The organism is Dongia soli (assembly GCF_034044715.1).
GTDB classification, from domain to species: Bacteria; Pseudomonadota; Alphaproteobacteria; order Dongiales; family Dongiaceae; genus Dongia_B; species Dongia_B soli.
The window spans coordinates 746,006-761,501 of record NZ_JAXCLW010000001.1 but is presented as its reverse complement, the minus strand read 5'-3'; the positions used below and the strand labels follow the sequence as shown (position 1 = coordinate 761,501).

The following is a 15,496-nucleotide window of genomic DNA, read 5'->3' as shown; positions in this document are numbered from 1 at the left end:
GCATGCGCCGTTTGATTTTCCTGCTGCCGCTCGTGGTGCTGGCTGCCCTGCTGGTTTTCTTCCTGCGCGGCCTCGATCCATCGCGCGATCCCTCGGCAATCGACTCGCCCTTGATCGGCAAAGCCCTGCCGACCTTCTCGGCGCCGGCCCTGCTGGCGGACAAGCCCGGTATCGACAGTCGGGATTTTGCCGATGGCGATCTTCGTGGCAAGGTGGTGGCGGTCAATTTCTTCGCCTCCTGGTGCCTGCCTTGCCGGGCGGAACATCCGGTCCTCAAACAGCTGACCAGCGAGCTCGGCATTCCGGTGATCGGGATTGCTTATAAGGACAAGAAGGATGCGGCGGCCGGCTTCCTGGCGGAAATGGGCAATCCCTATCTGCGCGTTGGGACGGACGAGCCGGGGCGCATCGGCATCGATTTCGGCATTACCGGCGTGCCGGAGACTTTCATCATCGATAAGCAGGGCATCGTCCGGCATCGCATCGGCGGGCCGTTGAACCCGCAGTTGATCGATGAAGAGATCGCACCGCTGGTGAGGGAATTGAACAAGTGAGCGGCCGACGCATCCTTGCCGCGTTTTTGCTGCTGCTGCCATTGCTGGCGGCCGGCCCCGCCATGGCAGTGCGACCGGATGAGATGCTGAGCGATCCGGCCCTGGAAGCCCGCGCTCGCGCGATTTCAAAAGACATTCGCTGTGTCGTCTGCCAAAGCGAGAATATCGACGATTCCGATGCCGACATAGCGCATGATCTGCGGGTGCTGATCCGCGAGCAATTGGCAGCGGGGAAGAGCGATCAGCAGGTGCGTGACTTTCTCGTCGCGCGTTATGGCGACTTCGTCTTGCTGAAGCCGCCCTTCAAGATGAAGACCCTATTGCTTTGGGCGGGGCCGTTCGCGATGCTGCTGATCGCGGGCGGTGGCATTCTCCTGTTCTATCGCCGGCGTCGCGATACGGTCGAGGCGCCGCCGCTCAGCGCCGATGAACGGGCAAAGCTCGACGCGTTCATGGCGGAAAATGAAAATACGGGATCGTCGAATAGCGATTCGGAAGGGACGGCACGATGATCCTGTTCTGGATCGCCGCCGGGATCATGACACTGGTCGTCGCCGTCATTCTGGCGGCGCCGCTTTTCGATAGCCGCAAGACGAAGAGCGAAACCGCCTATGCGCTCGATGTCTATCGCGATCAATTGGCGGAAATCGCCCGCGATGAACAGCGCGGCATTTTGAATGCCGATCAGGCACGGGCGGCCCAGCTTGAGATCGAACGGCGTATCCTGTCCCTGGCGGCGGAACCGAGCCTGAAGGCCGCGCGCCCGCCAAGTCGCCCGCTGGTGATCGCCATGGCGGTGCTCCTGCCCTTGCTGGGGGTCGCCCTCTATTTCGGCCTCGGCCACCCGCAATTGCCGGGACAGCCTTTTGCCGCGCGCGAAGAAGGCGGTGCGCCGTCGCCGGCTGTCATCGCGCTGCGGGAAAAGCTCAGCGTCAACCCCTCTGACGGGCAGGGCTGGATCGATCTCGGCCGGCTCTATCTGGAACAACGCCAGGCTCAGCAAGCGAGCGATGCCTTTGCTCGGGGAATTGCCCTGGGACAGCAAAGCGCGTCGGTCTATGCGGATTACGGACGAGCAGCCATTCTCCTCAACAATGGTCAGGTCGCGCCGGAAGCCGAAAAGCTTTTCCATCAGGCCCTCGGCCTGGAGCCGACCGAGCCGACCTCCCGCTTCTTCTTGGCGCTCGCCAAGGCACAGCAGGGCGATCTTGAGGCTGCGCTGACCGGCTGGCTTGCGTTGGAACGCGACAGTCCGCGTGATGCACCCTGGCGGCAGTCGCTGTCGGAAAACATCGACAAGGCGGCCCAGCAATTGGGCAAGGACCCGGCCACCTTGCCGGGGCGTGAACCCGGCCATGAAGGCGGCGCAGCAGCGCAAGCTGGCGAAGGCGGCGAGCCGTCCGCTGACGCCATGCAAGCGGCGGAACAGATGACGCCGGAGGAACGCGGCAAGTTCATCCAAAGCATGGTTGACCGTCTGGCGGCCCGGCTGAAGGATCAGCCGAACGATCTCGACGGTTGGTTGAAGCTGGCCCGCGCCTATACGGTGCTCAATCAGATTCCTCAGGCCCAGGATGCCTGGGCCAAAGCCGCGGCCCTGGCGCCGGGACAGTTGGATGTCCAGCTCGATTACGCCAATGCCCTGATCGCCGGCCGGGACGATAGCGACCGCTATCTGCCGCCGGCTTTCATCGAGACCGTGAAACGCATCCGAACGCTGGCACCCAACAATCCGCTCGGCCTCTATTACGGCGGCATGGTGGAGCGGGTCGCCGGCAATACCGACGCCGCCCGCGGCCTATGGCAACAGGTCCTCGCCCTCTTGCCTGACGGATCGGAACAGCGCGCCGCCATGCAACGGGAGATTGACGGGCTGGAGAGCAAAAAGCCAAACTAGCTGCCGCATGGCCGCAACGAAGGCCATGCCAATGATGATAAAAACCGTTCACCCTGGAAACGCACCTGAGAAGGCGAAATCATGGCCGCTGACGGTATCCTGGCGCAAGCTGCAGTCGATTTCCCCAAGCCGCAGGGGCCGGTTCTCTCCTTGCCCGCCTGGTCATATTGCGAACGACGCGTCTATGAAGCGGAGCGGCGCGGGATTTTCTTCAAGGAATGGCAATTCGTCGGTTGCGAAGCCGATCTGCCGCAGCCAGGCGACTACCTCGCGACCGAGATCACCGGCTGGCGGATCTTCGTCATGCGGGCCCGCGACGGCGGTCTGCGCGCCTATTACAACATGTGCTCCCACCGGGCCGCGCAATTGCTGGAGCCGGGCAAGGGGCATTGCGATATCTTGCGCTGCCCTTATCACGGCTGGGTTTACGATGCCGAGGGCCGGCTGAAGGCGACACCGCATTTCGGCGAGGCCGACTGGTTCGACAAGAAGGATTTCCCGCTGACGCCGATCAAGGTGGAAAGCTGGCGCGGCCTGGTCTTCGTCTGCCTCGATCCCAATTCACCGCCTTTGCTGCAGACTTTGGGCGCCTTGCCCGATCTCGTTGCCCCTTACCCGATCGAGAAATTCTCGAAGCTGGACGAAGCCAGTTTCGAAATGCGCTGCAACTGGAAGACCTATACCGACAATTTCGCTGAAGGGTATCACATACCCGGCATCCATCCCGGCCTGATCAAGGCGATCGATTTCAACGCTTTCGAAACCACCTTCGCCGACCGGGTCGTCATCATGAAGGCGCCGCAGCGCGACGGGTCGATCTATGGCGGCATTTGGCTGTGGATCTGGCCCAATATGACATTGTCGGTCTATCCAGACGGGATGAACACGTCCCGCATCCTGCCCTTGGATGAGACGCGCACCCAGCTCATCTACAATTTCTATTTCGCCGATCTCAGCCCGGAAAAGCTGCCGGCGCATCGCCAGACGATCGAAACCAATTGCGGCATCGTGCGCGAGGATTTCGGCATTTGCGAGATTTCCCAAGGCAACCTGGCCGCCGGTATTTACAAGCGCGGCCCGCTCAGCCCGCGTCACGAGGAAGGACTGCGCTACTATCAGCATCGTGTGCGACAGGCTCTGGCGGCTGAGGGGATCACGAATCTGTGATTGCCGGCTGAGCTGCGATCTGTTCTGCGGTAAATGCAGTACAGCCTCACAAAAGCGTGGTAGCAGGCACCTTGTACTCTGCCGGTGAGATGCCAAGATGAATAGCGTGACGAAGCGAGATTCCCTTTTAGCTCGTCCTAAGTTTGCGATCCCCCTAATCGCAATCTTCCTTTCGCTGGCCGCCTGCACGTCAGGCGGCCAGTCTTCTTCTGTGGTCTCCCCGATATCCGCCAATGATCCAAGCCGGATCGACCTGACCGTGCGCGATCCCCTGCCGGTGGCCGATGCCAGGCTGGTCGATCCGCAGGGAAATGCGACCACGGCGGTCCGAATCGACCGTAACCGGGTCAATTACCGGCGCGGCAGCGGCGTCCAGCCAGGCATAGGGGCCGGCGCAGCGGGCGGGTCGAGTAGCGGTGTTACAGCGGGGGTCGGCCTCGGCGTCACCATCCCGCTCTTTTCCGGCGGCGATAGCGACAATACCGTCACCGAGAGCCGCGCCAGTTTCCGCATTCCCGATCTGGCTGCTTACAGGAAGACCTGGCAGCAATGGAAAATCCAGGTCGATCTCAGCGACGGATCGAGCGAACGCTCGATGGAATTGCAGGCCCCGGCTCCGGCCGACTAACCGTCCCGGACTGGGGCTCGCGCCACCATCGCGTCTCGCCGGAACCTTTTGCCGGCGCGAGCATCCAAGGCCTATGGTGAAGCTCATGGAAGCGATATCGCAGGATGCCGGGGCGCGGGAGCTGGACGTCCGGGAGCCCCAGCCTGCGCTTGCCGGCGAGGCCGCGCTGCTGGCGGCGATGCGGCGGGGTGAGCGTTTCGCCTTCGAAACCCTGATGCGGCAGAACAATCGCCGGCTCTATCGCCTGGCGCGCAGCATCACGCGGAATGACAGTGAAGCGGAGGATGCGGTCCAGGAGGGCTATGTCCGGGCGCTCACCCATTTGGATGGCTTCAGGGGCGAAGCCAGTCTTGCCACCTGGCTCGCACGGATCGTCGCCAATGAAGCGCTCGGCCGGGTCCGTCGGCGTCGTCCAACCGTCGAGCTTGATGACTTGAGGACGGCATCGGGCAGTTGCGAGGCGGCACTCGTGACACCGCCAGTCGCCAGTCCGGAAAATGCCGCGGCCCGGCGGGAAATCCGGGGCCTGATCGAACAAGCCATCGACACCCTGCCGGCGCATTTCCGGGCCGTCTTCGTGCTCCGGGCCGTCGAGCAGATGAGCATAGAGGAAACCGCAGACCTGCTGGGCATCGCCCCGGCGACCGTCAAGACCCGCTTGCACCGGGCGAATAAATTGCTGCGCCAGAAACTGAGCGACCGGCTGGAATCGATTCTCGACGATGTCTTTGCCTTTGCCGGCCTGCGCTGCGACCGGATTCTGCGCAATGTCCTGGCGCGCCTGCATCTGCAATAAGCTTGCCCCCTCCGGCCACGGGAACCTTTCCGCTCACATCGCATCCAATCCCCTGCATGACTGCTTCGGTGGCAGCATTGCCGATGGGGAGAAAAGACATGTCCAAGGTTATCGTTCCGGCCTTCACACTCGCACGGCGTTCCTTCATCTCGCATACCATGCTGTCGGCGACGGCCATTGCCTTGCTCGCCGGCAAGGAGGCGCTTGCCGCGTCCAACGATAGCAGCGCGCAGAATGCTGGCACCGGCGATGTCGAGATCCTCAATACCGCGCTCGGTGCGGAACAGGAAGCGATCGCTGCCTATCAACTCGGCGCCGAAAGCGGCCTTCTGAAGAAACCCGCCCGCGATCTCGCAGTGACGTTCCAGGGTCATCACAAGGCGCATGCCGATCTGCTGGCGAAGACGGTGAAAAAACTCGGCGGCGCGCCGGTCGAGGCGAAGACAGTGGCACAATATCATTTTCCCGCCGATAAGCTGAAGACGGGCACCGATGTGCTGCGTTTCGCCGCCATGCTGGAAAAAGGCGCGGTCGCCGCATATCTCGGCGCCATCCCGCTTTTTGCCAATCGCGATCTCGCCAAGGCGGCGGGCAGCATTCTCGGCGATGAAGCGATGCATTGGGCGGTTCTGCGTCAGGCGCTCGGCGAGGCGCCGGTGCCCGATGCTTTCGTCTCCTGAGCGTTCGGGGAAGTTGGAGCGCTGCTTGCTCGTCGCGGGCCTGGCGGCGCTCGGCTCCCTTGCTGTTGTGATGGCAGCGACGGGATTACCGGCCGGCGATACCGCACGCGGCGAGCGCATTTACGACCGGTGTTTGGCCTGCCATGCCATCGATCGCGATCGCACCGGCCCGCGCCATGCCAAGCTGTTCGGCCGCCGTGCCGGCAGCGTACCCGGCTTTCCCTATTCGCCCGCCATGAAACGCGCCGGCGAGGCCGGCCTGGTTTGGAATGACAACACGTTGGACCAGTTCATCGAGAATCCGACCGGTTTCATCCCTGGCACCCGAATGGGCTATGCCGGCGTCAAGGACCCGCAGGAGCGGGCCGACCTGCTCGCCTATTTGAAACAAGCGACGCAATAGAGAGAAGGCTAGCGGCGAGATGGCTCGCGTCAACTGCCCTTCAACAGGGACCGCAAACGATAGAGCTCTTCCAGTGCCGCCCGCGGCGTCAGCTCGTCGGGATTGAGCTCGGCGAGCGCGGTTTCGACGGCGCTCGGCTCGGCCAGATTGCTGGGCGTTTGCGCGGCAATGGAAAACAAGGGCAAATCGTCGGCGAGACGGGTGAGGGCGCTCGCCTGTTCGCCTTTCTCCAGTGTTGCAAGCACCTGTTCGGCGCGGCTGACCGCAGCGCTGGGCAGGCCGGCCAGCTTGGCGACATGAATGCCATAGGATCGGTCGGCCGCGCCGGGCCCGATCTCATGCAGGAACTTCACCTCGCCCTGCCATTCCATGACCTTCATCGTATGCGGCTTCAAGGCCGGCAAGCGGGCGCTGAGGCTGGTCAGTTCGTGATAATGCGTGGCGAATAAAGCCCGGCAGCCATTGACCTCGTGCAGATGCTCCAGGCAGGCCCAGGCGATCGACAGGCCGTCAAAGGTTGCCGTGCCGCGGCCGATCTCATCCAGGATCACCAAGGCCCGGGCGCCGGCTTGGTTGAGGATCGCGGCCGTCTCCACCATTTCCACCATGAAGGTTGAACGACCGCGGGCCAGATCATCGGCGGCGCCAACGCGGCTGAACAAGCGATCGACGATACCGATCTCCGCCGATTTCGCCGGCACGAAGCTGCCGATCTGGGCGAGGATGGCGATCAGCGCGTTCTGCCGCAGATAGGTCGACTTACCCGCCATGTTGGGACCGGTGATCAGCCAAAGCCTTTTCTCCGGGGCAAGATCGCAATCATTGCCGACGAAACTGCCGGACTGGTTGCGCCGCAGCGCCGCCTCGACCACTGGATGGCGGCCGGCCTCGATACGGAAGGATCGGCTGTCATCGACATGCGGCCGGATCCAATCCTCGCTTTCGGCGAGGTCGGCGAGCGCGCTCAGGACATCGAATTCCGCCAGGGCCGATGCGGCCTGGGAAACCGCCAGGGCCTGGGCCAGCACATCGCCGCAGAGAGCGGCGAAGAGATTGAGCTCGATCGCCAGCGCCTTATCGGCAGCCTGGTTGATCTTCTGTTCAAGCTCGGACAGTTCCACCGTGGTGAAGCGGGTGGCATTGGCCGTGGTCTGCCGATGGATGAAGGCCGGATCGGCTTTCACCTTATCGGCCTGAACGGTGGTCGCCTCGACGAAATAGCCCAGCACATTGTTATGCTTGATCTTCAGCGAGGTCACGCCGACCGCATTGCGATAGCGCGCCTCCAGCGCCAGGATATGTTGGCGCGAATCGTCCCGCAGCAGGCGCAGTTGATCGAGATCGTCGAGATAGCCCTTGGCGATAAAGCCGCCATCGCGGACGAGCAGCGGCAATTCCGGCGCGAGCGCCCGGCTCAGCCGATCGATCAGCGGGGCATGATGGCCGAGCGCGTTGGCCGCTCCCTGCAACGCAGCCGGCATAGTGTCGGCCGAACGCTGGAACAGGTCACGCAGCCCGGCGGCCGCGGCCAGGCCGTCCCGGATGGCGGCGAGATCGCGCGGGCCGCCGCGCTCCAGGCTGAGGCGCGACAAGGCGCGTTCCAGATCCGGCACGCGCCGCAGGATCGCCCGCAGGTCGCTGCGCAGATTGGTGGAATCCAGGAGATGCTGGACAGCTTCCTGGCGGGCGATGATAGCCCTGGCATCGGTCAGCGGCGCCGCCAGCCAGTCATTCAGCAGCCGGGCACCTGCACCCGTCACGGTACGGTCGATCGTGGCCAGCAGGCTGCCTTGGCGCTCGCCGCTCAGACTGCGCGTCAGTTCCAGATTGCGCCTTGTGGCTGCGTCGATCTCCATGACCGCGCCCTGGCCGATCTGCGCCAGATGGGAGAGCCGGGGCATCTTGCCCTGCTGGGTCAGCTCGACATAGGTCAGGATGGCGCCCGCAGCGGCGATCTCCGCCCGCTTGAAGCTGCCGAAAGCGTCCAGCGCCGCGACATTGTGGAATTGTTGCAGCCGCAGCCGGGCATTTTCACTGTCGAACCGGGCGCTCGGCATAGGTGACAGGCGGGTCTTCCATTCCGCGAACAGCTCGAACAGATCGGGCTGCGCCAGCAGGCGCTCCGGCACCAGGATTTCCGTGGGGTCGAGCCTGGCCAAAGCGGCGCCCAGGCTGGCCCGGGTCAAGCTCTGGCAGCGGAAAAGCCCGGTCGAGATATCGACCCAGGCAAGGCCGAAGGCGCCGCCGGCTTCGGCCAGCGCGGCCAGGTAATTGTGGCTGCGTGCCTCCAGCAGGCCGTCCTCGGTCAGGGTGCCGGGGGTAACGACCCGCACGACATCCCGCTTCACCACCGACTTCGAGCCGCGTTTCTTTGCCTCGGCCGGATCTTCGACCTGTTCGCAGACGGCGACCTTGAAGCCCTGGCGGATCAGGCGATTGAGATAGCCCTCAGCGGCATGCACCGGCACGCCGCACATCTGGATATCCTCACCGTCATGCTTGCCACGCTTCGTCAGCACAATATCGAGCGCCGCCGCAGCTTTCACGGCATCCTCGAAGAACAGCTCGTAGAAATCCCCCATGCGATAGAACAGCAGGCTGTCCGGGTGGTGCTGCTTGACGCCAAGATATTGCGCCATCAGCGGCGTGATGGCTGCATCCTTGATCACGATGCCTGCATCGGCACCGGCCGTGTCCGGCTTGCCGGCGGCGGGCTCAAGCGCCACCGACTCGTTCTGGCTCTCGTTCTGGGTCAGATCATCCTGCATCTGCCCGATCTAACATCCGCCGCGCGCTCTGGCCATAGCTTCGTAAAGCGCGTGGCGGGGGATCGGGATTTTCAATAATCGCGCGACTTTCCAAGTAGCATGAAACATGCCACGTTAAGTGCTTGGGAATGGAGATAACCGCGACATCATGGCCACCAAAAAACCTGCCATCACCGAAGAAGATGCCCTGCTTTTTCACATGCAGGGCGGGCGTCCCGGCAAGATCGAGATCAATGCGACCAAGCCGCTGACCACGCAGCGGGATCTCTCCCTGGCTTACTCGCCCGGTGTGGCCTGGCCATGCCTCAAGATCGCGAAGGATCCGGCGAGCGCCTATGACTATACCGCCAAGGGCAATCTGGTGGCGGTGATCTCCAACGGGACGGCGGTGCTGGGTCTCGGCGATCTCGGCGCTCTGGCCTCGAAACCGGTGATGGAAGGCAAGGCGGTGCTTTTCAAGCGCTTCGCTGATATCGACGGAATCGATCTCGAGGTCGATACCAAGGATGTCGACCAGTTCATCAATTGCGTGCGTTATCTCGGCTCCAGTTTCGGCGGCATCAATCTGGAAGATATCAAGGCGCCCGAATGCTTCATCATCGAGCAGCAATTGCGCGAATTGATGGACATCCCCGTCTTCCATGACGACCAGCACGGCACCGCGATCATCGCGGCCGCCGGCCTGATCAATGCATTGCATCTCACCGGCAAGAATATTGCCGATATCCGCCTGGTCGTGAACGGTGCCGGTGCGGCCTCGATCGCCTGCGTCGAGCTGGTCAAATCCATGGGCTTGCCGCCGGAAAATGCCATTATCTGCGATACCAAGGGTGTCATCTATAAGGGCCGCACCGATGGCATGAACCAGTGGAAATCGGCCCATGCCGTCGACACCAAGGCGCGCAGCCTGGCCGATGCGATGGAAGGTGCCGATGTGTTCTTGGGCCTCTCCGCCAAGGGTGCGGTGACCCAGGCCATGGTCAAATCGATGGCATCCAACCCGATCATCTTCGCCATGGCCAATCCGGATCCAGAAATCACGCCGGAGGAAGTGCGGTCGATCCGGGCCGATGCCATCGTCGCCACCGGCCGCAGCGACTATCCCAACCAGGTCAACAATGTCCTTGGCTTTCCCTATATTTTCCGCGGCGCGCTCGATGTCCGGGCGCGCACCATCAATGAGCAGATGAAGATCGCTGCCGCCCAGGCCATTGCCGCGCTGGCGCGCGAGGATGTGCCGGATGAAGTGGATGCGGCCTATGCCGGCCGCCGGCTGCGCTTCGGTCCCGAATACATCATACCGGTCCCCTTCGATCCGCGCCTGATCGCCTGGGTGCCACCGGCCGTCGCCAAGGCGGCGATGGATAGCGGTGTTGCCCGCAAGCCGATCATCGATATGGAAGGCTATAAGACGGTGCTGGCCGGACGGCTCGATCCTGCAGCCGGCAGCCTGCATCTGGTCTTTGAGCGGCTGCACAGCAATCCGAAGCGGGTGGTCTTCGCCGAAGGCGAGGATGAAAAGGTGATTCGCGCCGCCATTGCCTATCGCGCCGCGGGCTATGGAACGCCGGTTCTGGTCGGCCGCCCACAGCGCATCGCCGAGACGATCAAGAATGCCAGCCTCGGCGATGCTGCCGGGCTGGAGATCGTCAATGCAGCGATCAGCCCGCATAACAAGCTCTATCAGGACATGCTCTACCAGCGCCTGATGCGCAAGGGCGCCTTGCAGCGCGACGTGCAGCGCATGGTCAACCAGGACCGCAATATCTTCGCCGCCTGCATGGTGGCGGAGGGTCACGCCGATGCCATGGTGACCGGCGTCACCCGCAATTTCTCAGTCTGCCTGGAAGACACGTTGAAGGTCGTCGATATACGCCCGGGCCAGACATTGATGGCGATGTCGATCGTCGTCGCGCGCGGCCGCACGGTAATCCTCGCCGATACCCAGGTGCATGAAATCCCGAGCGCCGAGCAATTGGCGGATTTCGCGACGCAATGCTCGCATATCGCCCGGCATCTCGGCCATGAGCCGCGCGTCGCCCTGCTCTCCTTCTCGAATTTCGGCGATCCGCCGCGTGAGAAAGCGGTTCGTATTCGCGAGGCGGTCGCTGAGTTGGATAATCGCCATGTCGATTTCGAATATGACGGCGAAATGCAGGCCAATGTGGCGCTGGATTACCAATTGATGAAGGAGCTTTATCCGTTCTGCCGCCTGAACGGCCCGGCCAATATCCTCATCATGCCGGCATTGCATTCGGCCAATATCACCTCGAAGCTGATGAAGGAATTGGGCGGCACGGTGATCGGCCCGGTGCTGATCGGCTTGGCGAAACCGGTGCAGATCGTGCAAACCGGCGCCACGGTCAATGAATTGCTGACCGCCGCCGCCTTTGCCGGTATCGCCGCTACCATGACCGGACGCTAGGCTGCTTGCGTCTGATTGCTTCCAGTTCCGCCAGCGCAAGCCGGTCGGTCCGATGAAACTTTCATGACGGCATGACGGGCCGTTGTCAGATCAGCTATGCTGCGTTGCATTGAGAGCGTTCACATGTCGGATCGGGATATCCGGTTGATTCGATAAGCGCTTTTTGACGGACATTGTCGAGGAGAGACGGATTCACGTTTAGCTCGAATCATCCATTGATTCGGGTTCAAGCGGCCCGGCTCGAAATGCGGGATCGGACAGAGTGAATTACGTCGCACCGAAAAGCTTCATCGCCATCTTCTGTTATATCGGTGTCCTCGTCCTCATCGCGTTGGGTGCGATTGGTGCCAGTGGCTCCCATGATTGGCCATTCCTCGCCTTGATCGGGTTTGGATTGCTGGCCGCCATCGCGGTGCTGTTGCTGCAGGTTCTCCCGGTGATCGATCCCGCAGCTGCAATCGGCATTGGTCCGGCTGCTGGCCCGATCGCCCCGGATGTGGTCGCCGATCGGGCCCGAGCCATCCTCAATGCCTTGCCCGATCCCTTGCTGGTCCTTGGCCGCGGTCGCGAGATCCTCTGGGCCAATCGTGCCGCCGAACAGCAATTTGGCGGCATCCTGAATGGCCGGAATCTCTTGGCAGTATTACGGCATCCACCGTTGCTGGCAGCCATCGACGCGGCCCGCTCAAATCGGAGCGATCCAGCCATTGACGATGACGAGAATGTGACGCAAGGCGAGGATGCCCTCTCTTCGTCCGCCGAGGAGGGCGCGGTTGAGCCGATCCGGATTACGGACGGCCAGGGCAGTGACTATGTCGCCGTCGTCGCCCCCCTGGATCCCGGCCAGCCCGGGACGGTCCAGGCGGGTGAAATGCTGATCCTGTTGCGCGACGTCACTGGCGCCAGGCGTTTGGATAGTTTGCGCAGCGATTTCATCGCCAATGTCAGTCATGAGCTGAAGACTCCATTGGCGACTTTGCTCGGCTTCATTGAGACAATGCGCGGCCCGGCAAAGGACGACACCGCGGCGCAGCAGCGTTTCCTCGGCATCATGCATGATCAGGCGAGCCGTATGAGCCGTCTGGTGTCCGATCTGCTGTCACTCAGTCGGATCGAATTGCATGAACACAGCCGTCCCCAGGGCCAGGCCGATCTTGCCCGGGTGCTCGGCTCAGTCGCCGACGGCCTGGGCCTGCGCGCGCAGTCGCGGAAGATTGCCATCAAGTTGCCGGACCCGCACGGCCTGCCCTGCATCCCCGGCGAACCGGATGAACTGGCGCAGGTTTTTCAGAATCTGATCGACAACGCGCTGAAATACGGCCGCGAGGGGTCCACGGTGACGGTCGACGCGACGATTATCCACGATCCGGTACAGTTGAAAACCAGATTGCCTGGCCTGCGGGATCCCAAGGGGATGGTAGCGGTTTCGATTCGCGACGAGGGCGAAGGCATTGCCCGCGAGCATTTGCCGCGTCTGACCGAACGCTTCTACCGGGTTGATGCCGCGCGGTCCCGGGACCTTGGCGGCACGGGGCTTGGCCTGGCGATCGTGAAGCATATCGTCAATCACCACCGCGGCAGCCTGGATATCGATTCCATCCGCGGCAAAGGCAGCGTCTTTACCGTCTTTCTACCCTTATCGGACTAGCTTTATCTGTTCGCTTGCCTTGATTTATCGGAAATGCCGGGCGATGGCCTTTGGTGTCCTCATCATCAATCGGTCGTAAATCTGCAATAGATTTGGAAAACCGCGCATTGTCGGCGCCAATCATCCCCCTGCCAAAAGCTTTTGGCCCGGCCTGTCATCAAACGGTCATTGGGCTGACATCTGACCATCATTGAACCGTCCTAAGGTCTGACTGGGTACAAGTTACCTTACTTGCCTTAGAGGGTCGCGTTGGGGCGCGACCGTTCATAAATGGAAGGACAGACATGAAGCGTTATTCTCTCGCCCTCCTCGCCGCTACCGGCCTTGTGGGTCTCACCATGGGCGCGACCGCTGCCGAAGCGCGCGACCAGCTCCATATCGTTGGTTCATCGACCGTGTTCCCCTTCGCCACCGCGGTGGCGGAGCAATTCGGCAAGGCCGGCTCGTTCAAGACCCCGGTTGTCGAATCGACCGGTACGGGCGGCGGCATCAAGTTGTTTTGCGCCGGTGTCGGTGACGATACGCCGGACATCGCCAATGCCAGTCGCAAGATCAAGGACACCGAGATCGAGACCTGCAAGAAGAATGGGGTGACCTCGATCACCGAAGTGACCATCGGTTATGACGGCATCGTGCTCGCCAATTCCAAGCAGGGCCCGGCGATGAAGCTGACGGTCGAGGATGTCTGGAAAGCCCTCGCCAAGCAGGTACCGGTCGGCGGCAAGCTGGTCGATAATCCCTATAAGACCTGGCAGGACGTGAACAAGGACCTGCCGGCCGAAAAGATCGAGGTTCTCGGCCCGCCGACGACCTCGGGTACGCGCGACGCTTTCGTGGAACTGGTGATGGACGAAGGTTGCAAGAACTTCGCCGAAATCAAAGCGATCGCCGATGCCAAAGCCCGCGCCGCTGCTTGCGGCGCCCTGCGCGAAGACGGCGGCTATATCGATGCCGGCGAAAATGACAACCTGATCGTTCAGAAGCTCGAATCCAACCTCGCCGCGCTTGGCATCTTCGGCTATTCCTATCTGGAACAGAATGCCGACAAGCTCCAGGGCAGCCTGATGGACGGCGTGGCCCCGACCTTCGAAAACATCGTTTCGGGCAAGTATGAAGTATCCCGTCCGCTGTTCTTCTATGTGAAGAACCAGCACGCCGATAAGGTGCCGGGCTTGCGCGAATACATCGCCGAATTCGTCAGCGACAAGGCGACGGGCGATGAAGGTTATGCCGTCGACAAGGGCCTGATCCCGTTGCCGGCCGACAAGCATAAGCAAGCCGCTCAGTCGGCGAATGCCCTCAAATCAATCATGTAAACCGACCGGTCAGGCCGGGATGTCGTCGCAAAACTCCCCTTTGCCGAGCGGCATCCCGGCATTTTCATAATTAAAACAAATAGTTAAAGACCGTCATCCAACTGTCATCAAGTTGTCGTAATAAGAGGCGGTCTCGATGGGACGGCAGCTTCGGCTGCAATAGCTAAGGACCAAAAACACGCATGCCGATATTTCGGGTGACGTCGCTGAGCCGGGGAAACGCATGATGCGAAAACTGTTTGTTGCCGCGATCGGGTGGGGTTTGGCCGGCATTGTCGGCTTCGGCATGGCTGCCGGCAGCGCGGCCGCGCGGGACCAGATCGCAATCGTCGGCTCCAGCACCGTCTATCCCTTCTCGACCACGGTTGCCGAACAATTCGGCCGCAGCAGCGGCTTCAAGGCGCCGGTGGTGGAATCGACCGGTACCGGCGGTGGCCTGAAACTCTTCTGCAACGGCGCTGGCGACGCGACGCCGGATATCGCCAATGCCAGCCGGCCGATCAAAGACAGCGAGCGCCAGACCTGCGAACAGAACGGCGTCACCGATATTCTGGAAGTGCCGATCGGATTCGACGGCATTGCCCTGGTCAACAGCAAGACAAGGGCGCCACTCGATCTGACCGTCAAAGATATCTGGCTCGCTTTGGCACGCGAAGTCCCGGTCGACGGCAAGCTGGTCAAGAATCCTTATAAGACCTGGGCCGACGTCAATTCATCCTTGCCGCCGGTGAAGATCGAGGTCCTCGGTCCGCCGCCCACCTCCGGCACGCGTGACGCTTTCGTGGAGCTGGTCTTCGACCGCGCTTGCCGCGATATCGCGGAAATTGCCGCCATCGCAGATGACCAGGCCCGCAAAGCCGCCTGCGACGGTATTCGCGAGGATGGCGCCTATATCGATGCCGGCGAGAACGACAATCTCATCGTTCAAAAGCTGGCAGCCAATCCGGATGCTTTCGGCGTGCTCGGCTACAGTTTCCTGATCCAGAACCAGGACAAGCTGCAGGGCAATAAGATCGACGGTATTGCCCCGACGGAAGAAGATATCTTCTCCGGCCGCTATGAAGTCGCCCGCCAGCTGTATCTTTACGTGAAGATGCAGCACCTGGATACGATTCCCGGTCTGCCCGAATATGTCGCCGAATTCGTCAGTGCCCGCGCCAGCGGTCCGGGTGGCTACCTTGCCGATAAGGGCTTGATCCCGATGTCGGCCGATC

General features: G+C 61.9%; 12 protein-coding genes and 1 pseudogene. 12 read left to right on the top strand and 1 reads right to left on the bottom strand.

Annotation, left to right across the window (positions count from 1 at the left end):
• The first annotated feature begins 2 nt into the window (after positions 1–2).
• The 8 genes from SMD27_RS03400 to SMD27_RS03365 all read left to right on the top strand — a co-directional run bounded on the left by SMD27_RS03400 (position 3) and on the right by SMD27_RS03365 (position 6,125).
• Positions 3–554: a DsbE family thiol:disulfide interchange protein gene (locus SMD27_RS03400; protein WP_320506917.1), complete on the top strand. Its 552-nt coding sequence runs from the start codon at positions 3–5 to the stop codon at positions 552–554.
• Positions 551–1,066: a cytochrome c-type biogenesis protein gene (locus SMD27_RS03395; protein WP_320506916.1), complete on the top strand. Its 516-nt coding sequence runs from the start codon at positions 551–553 to the stop codon at positions 1,064–1,066. Before SMD27_RS03400 ends, SMD27_RS03395 begins: the two co-directional genes overlap by 4 nt.
• The gene (gene ccmI / locus SMD27_RS03390; RefSeq protein WP_320506915.1) at positions 1,063–2,451 is read left to right on the top strand and encodes a c-type cytochrome biogenesis protein CcmI; all 1,389 of its coding nucleotides are present in this window, start codon (positions 1,063–1,065) and stop codon (positions 2,449–2,451) included. Before SMD27_RS03395 ends, ccmI begins: the two co-directional genes overlap by 4 nt.
• Positions 2,452–2,532: 81 nt before the next feature.
• The gene (locus tag SMD27_RS03385; protein WP_320506914.1) at positions 2,533–3,618 is read left to right on the top strand and encodes an aromatic ring-hydroxylating oxygenase subunit alpha; all 1,086 of its coding nucleotides are present in this window, start codon (positions 2,533–2,535) and stop codon (positions 3,616–3,618) included.
• Positions 3,619–3,724: 106 nt separating this feature from the next.
• On the top strand, positions 3,725–4,246 hold the full coding sequence (locus SMD27_RS03380; RefSeq protein WP_320506913.1) for a hypothetical protein: 522 nt from the start codon (positions 3,725–3,727) through the stop codon (positions 4,244–4,246).
• 85 nt (positions 4,247–4,331) lie between these two features.
• A complete protein-coding gene (locus SMD27_RS03375; RefSeq protein ID WP_320506912.1) occupies positions 4,332–5,042 on the top strand; it encodes an RNA polymerase sigma factor in 711 nt (236 codons plus the stop codon).
• Between the two features lie 98 nt (positions 5,043–5,140).
• Positions 5,141–5,722 carry a ferritin-like domain-containing protein gene (locus SMD27_RS03370; protein ID WP_320506911.1) on the top strand — a complete coding sequence of 194 codons (582 nt, stop codon included), beginning with the start codon at positions 5,141–5,143 and terminating at the stop codon, positions 5,720–5,722.
• 25 nt (positions 5,723–5,747) lie between these two features.
• Positions 5,748–6,125 (top strand): c-type cytochrome, encoded by a 378-nt coding sequence (locus SMD27_RS03365; RefSeq protein WP_320506910.1) that lies wholly within the window; start codon positions 5,748–5,750, stop codon positions 6,123–6,125.
• Positions 6,126–6,154: 29 nt separating this feature from the next.
• On the opposite strand, the gene mutS is transcribed toward SMD27_RS03365, so the two are convergent.
• The gene (mutS, locus tag SMD27_RS03360) at positions 6,155–8,893 is read right to left on the bottom strand and encodes a DNA mismatch repair protein MutS (protein WP_379991034.1); all 2,739 of its coding nucleotides are present in this window, start codon (positions 8,891–8,893) and stop codon (positions 6,155–6,157) included.
• A 148-nt stretch (positions 8,894–9,041) separates the two neighbouring features.
• On the opposite strand from mutS, the gene SMD27_RS03355 reads away from it, so the two are divergent.
• The 4 genes and pseudogenes from SMD27_RS03355 to SMD27_RS03340 form a co-directional block, all read left to right on the top strand.
• On the top strand, positions 9,042–11,318 hold the full coding sequence (locus SMD27_RS03355; protein WP_320506909.1) for an NADP-dependent malic enzyme: 2,277 nt from the start codon (positions 9,042–9,044) through the stop codon (positions 11,316–11,318).
• Between the two features lie 262 nt (positions 11,319–11,580).
• Positions 11,581–12,966 carry an ATP-binding protein gene (locus tag SMD27_RS03350; RefSeq protein WP_320506908.1) on the top strand — a complete coding sequence of 462 codons (1,386 nt, stop codon included), beginning with the start codon at positions 11,581–11,583 and terminating at the stop codon, positions 12,964–12,966.
• 284 nt (positions 12,967–13,250) lie between these two features.
• A complete protein-coding gene (locus tag SMD27_RS03345; protein WP_320506907.1) occupies positions 13,251–14,282 on the top strand; it encodes a PstS family phosphate ABC transporter substrate-binding protein in 1,032 nt (343 codons plus the stop codon).
• A 223-nt stretch (positions 14,283–14,505) separates the two neighbouring features.
• Positions 14,506–15,423: pseudogene (locus tag SMD27_RS03340) on the top strand (substrate-binding domain-containing protein); the annotation flags it as partial.
• Between the last annotated feature and the right edge of the window lie 73 nt (positions 15,424–15,496).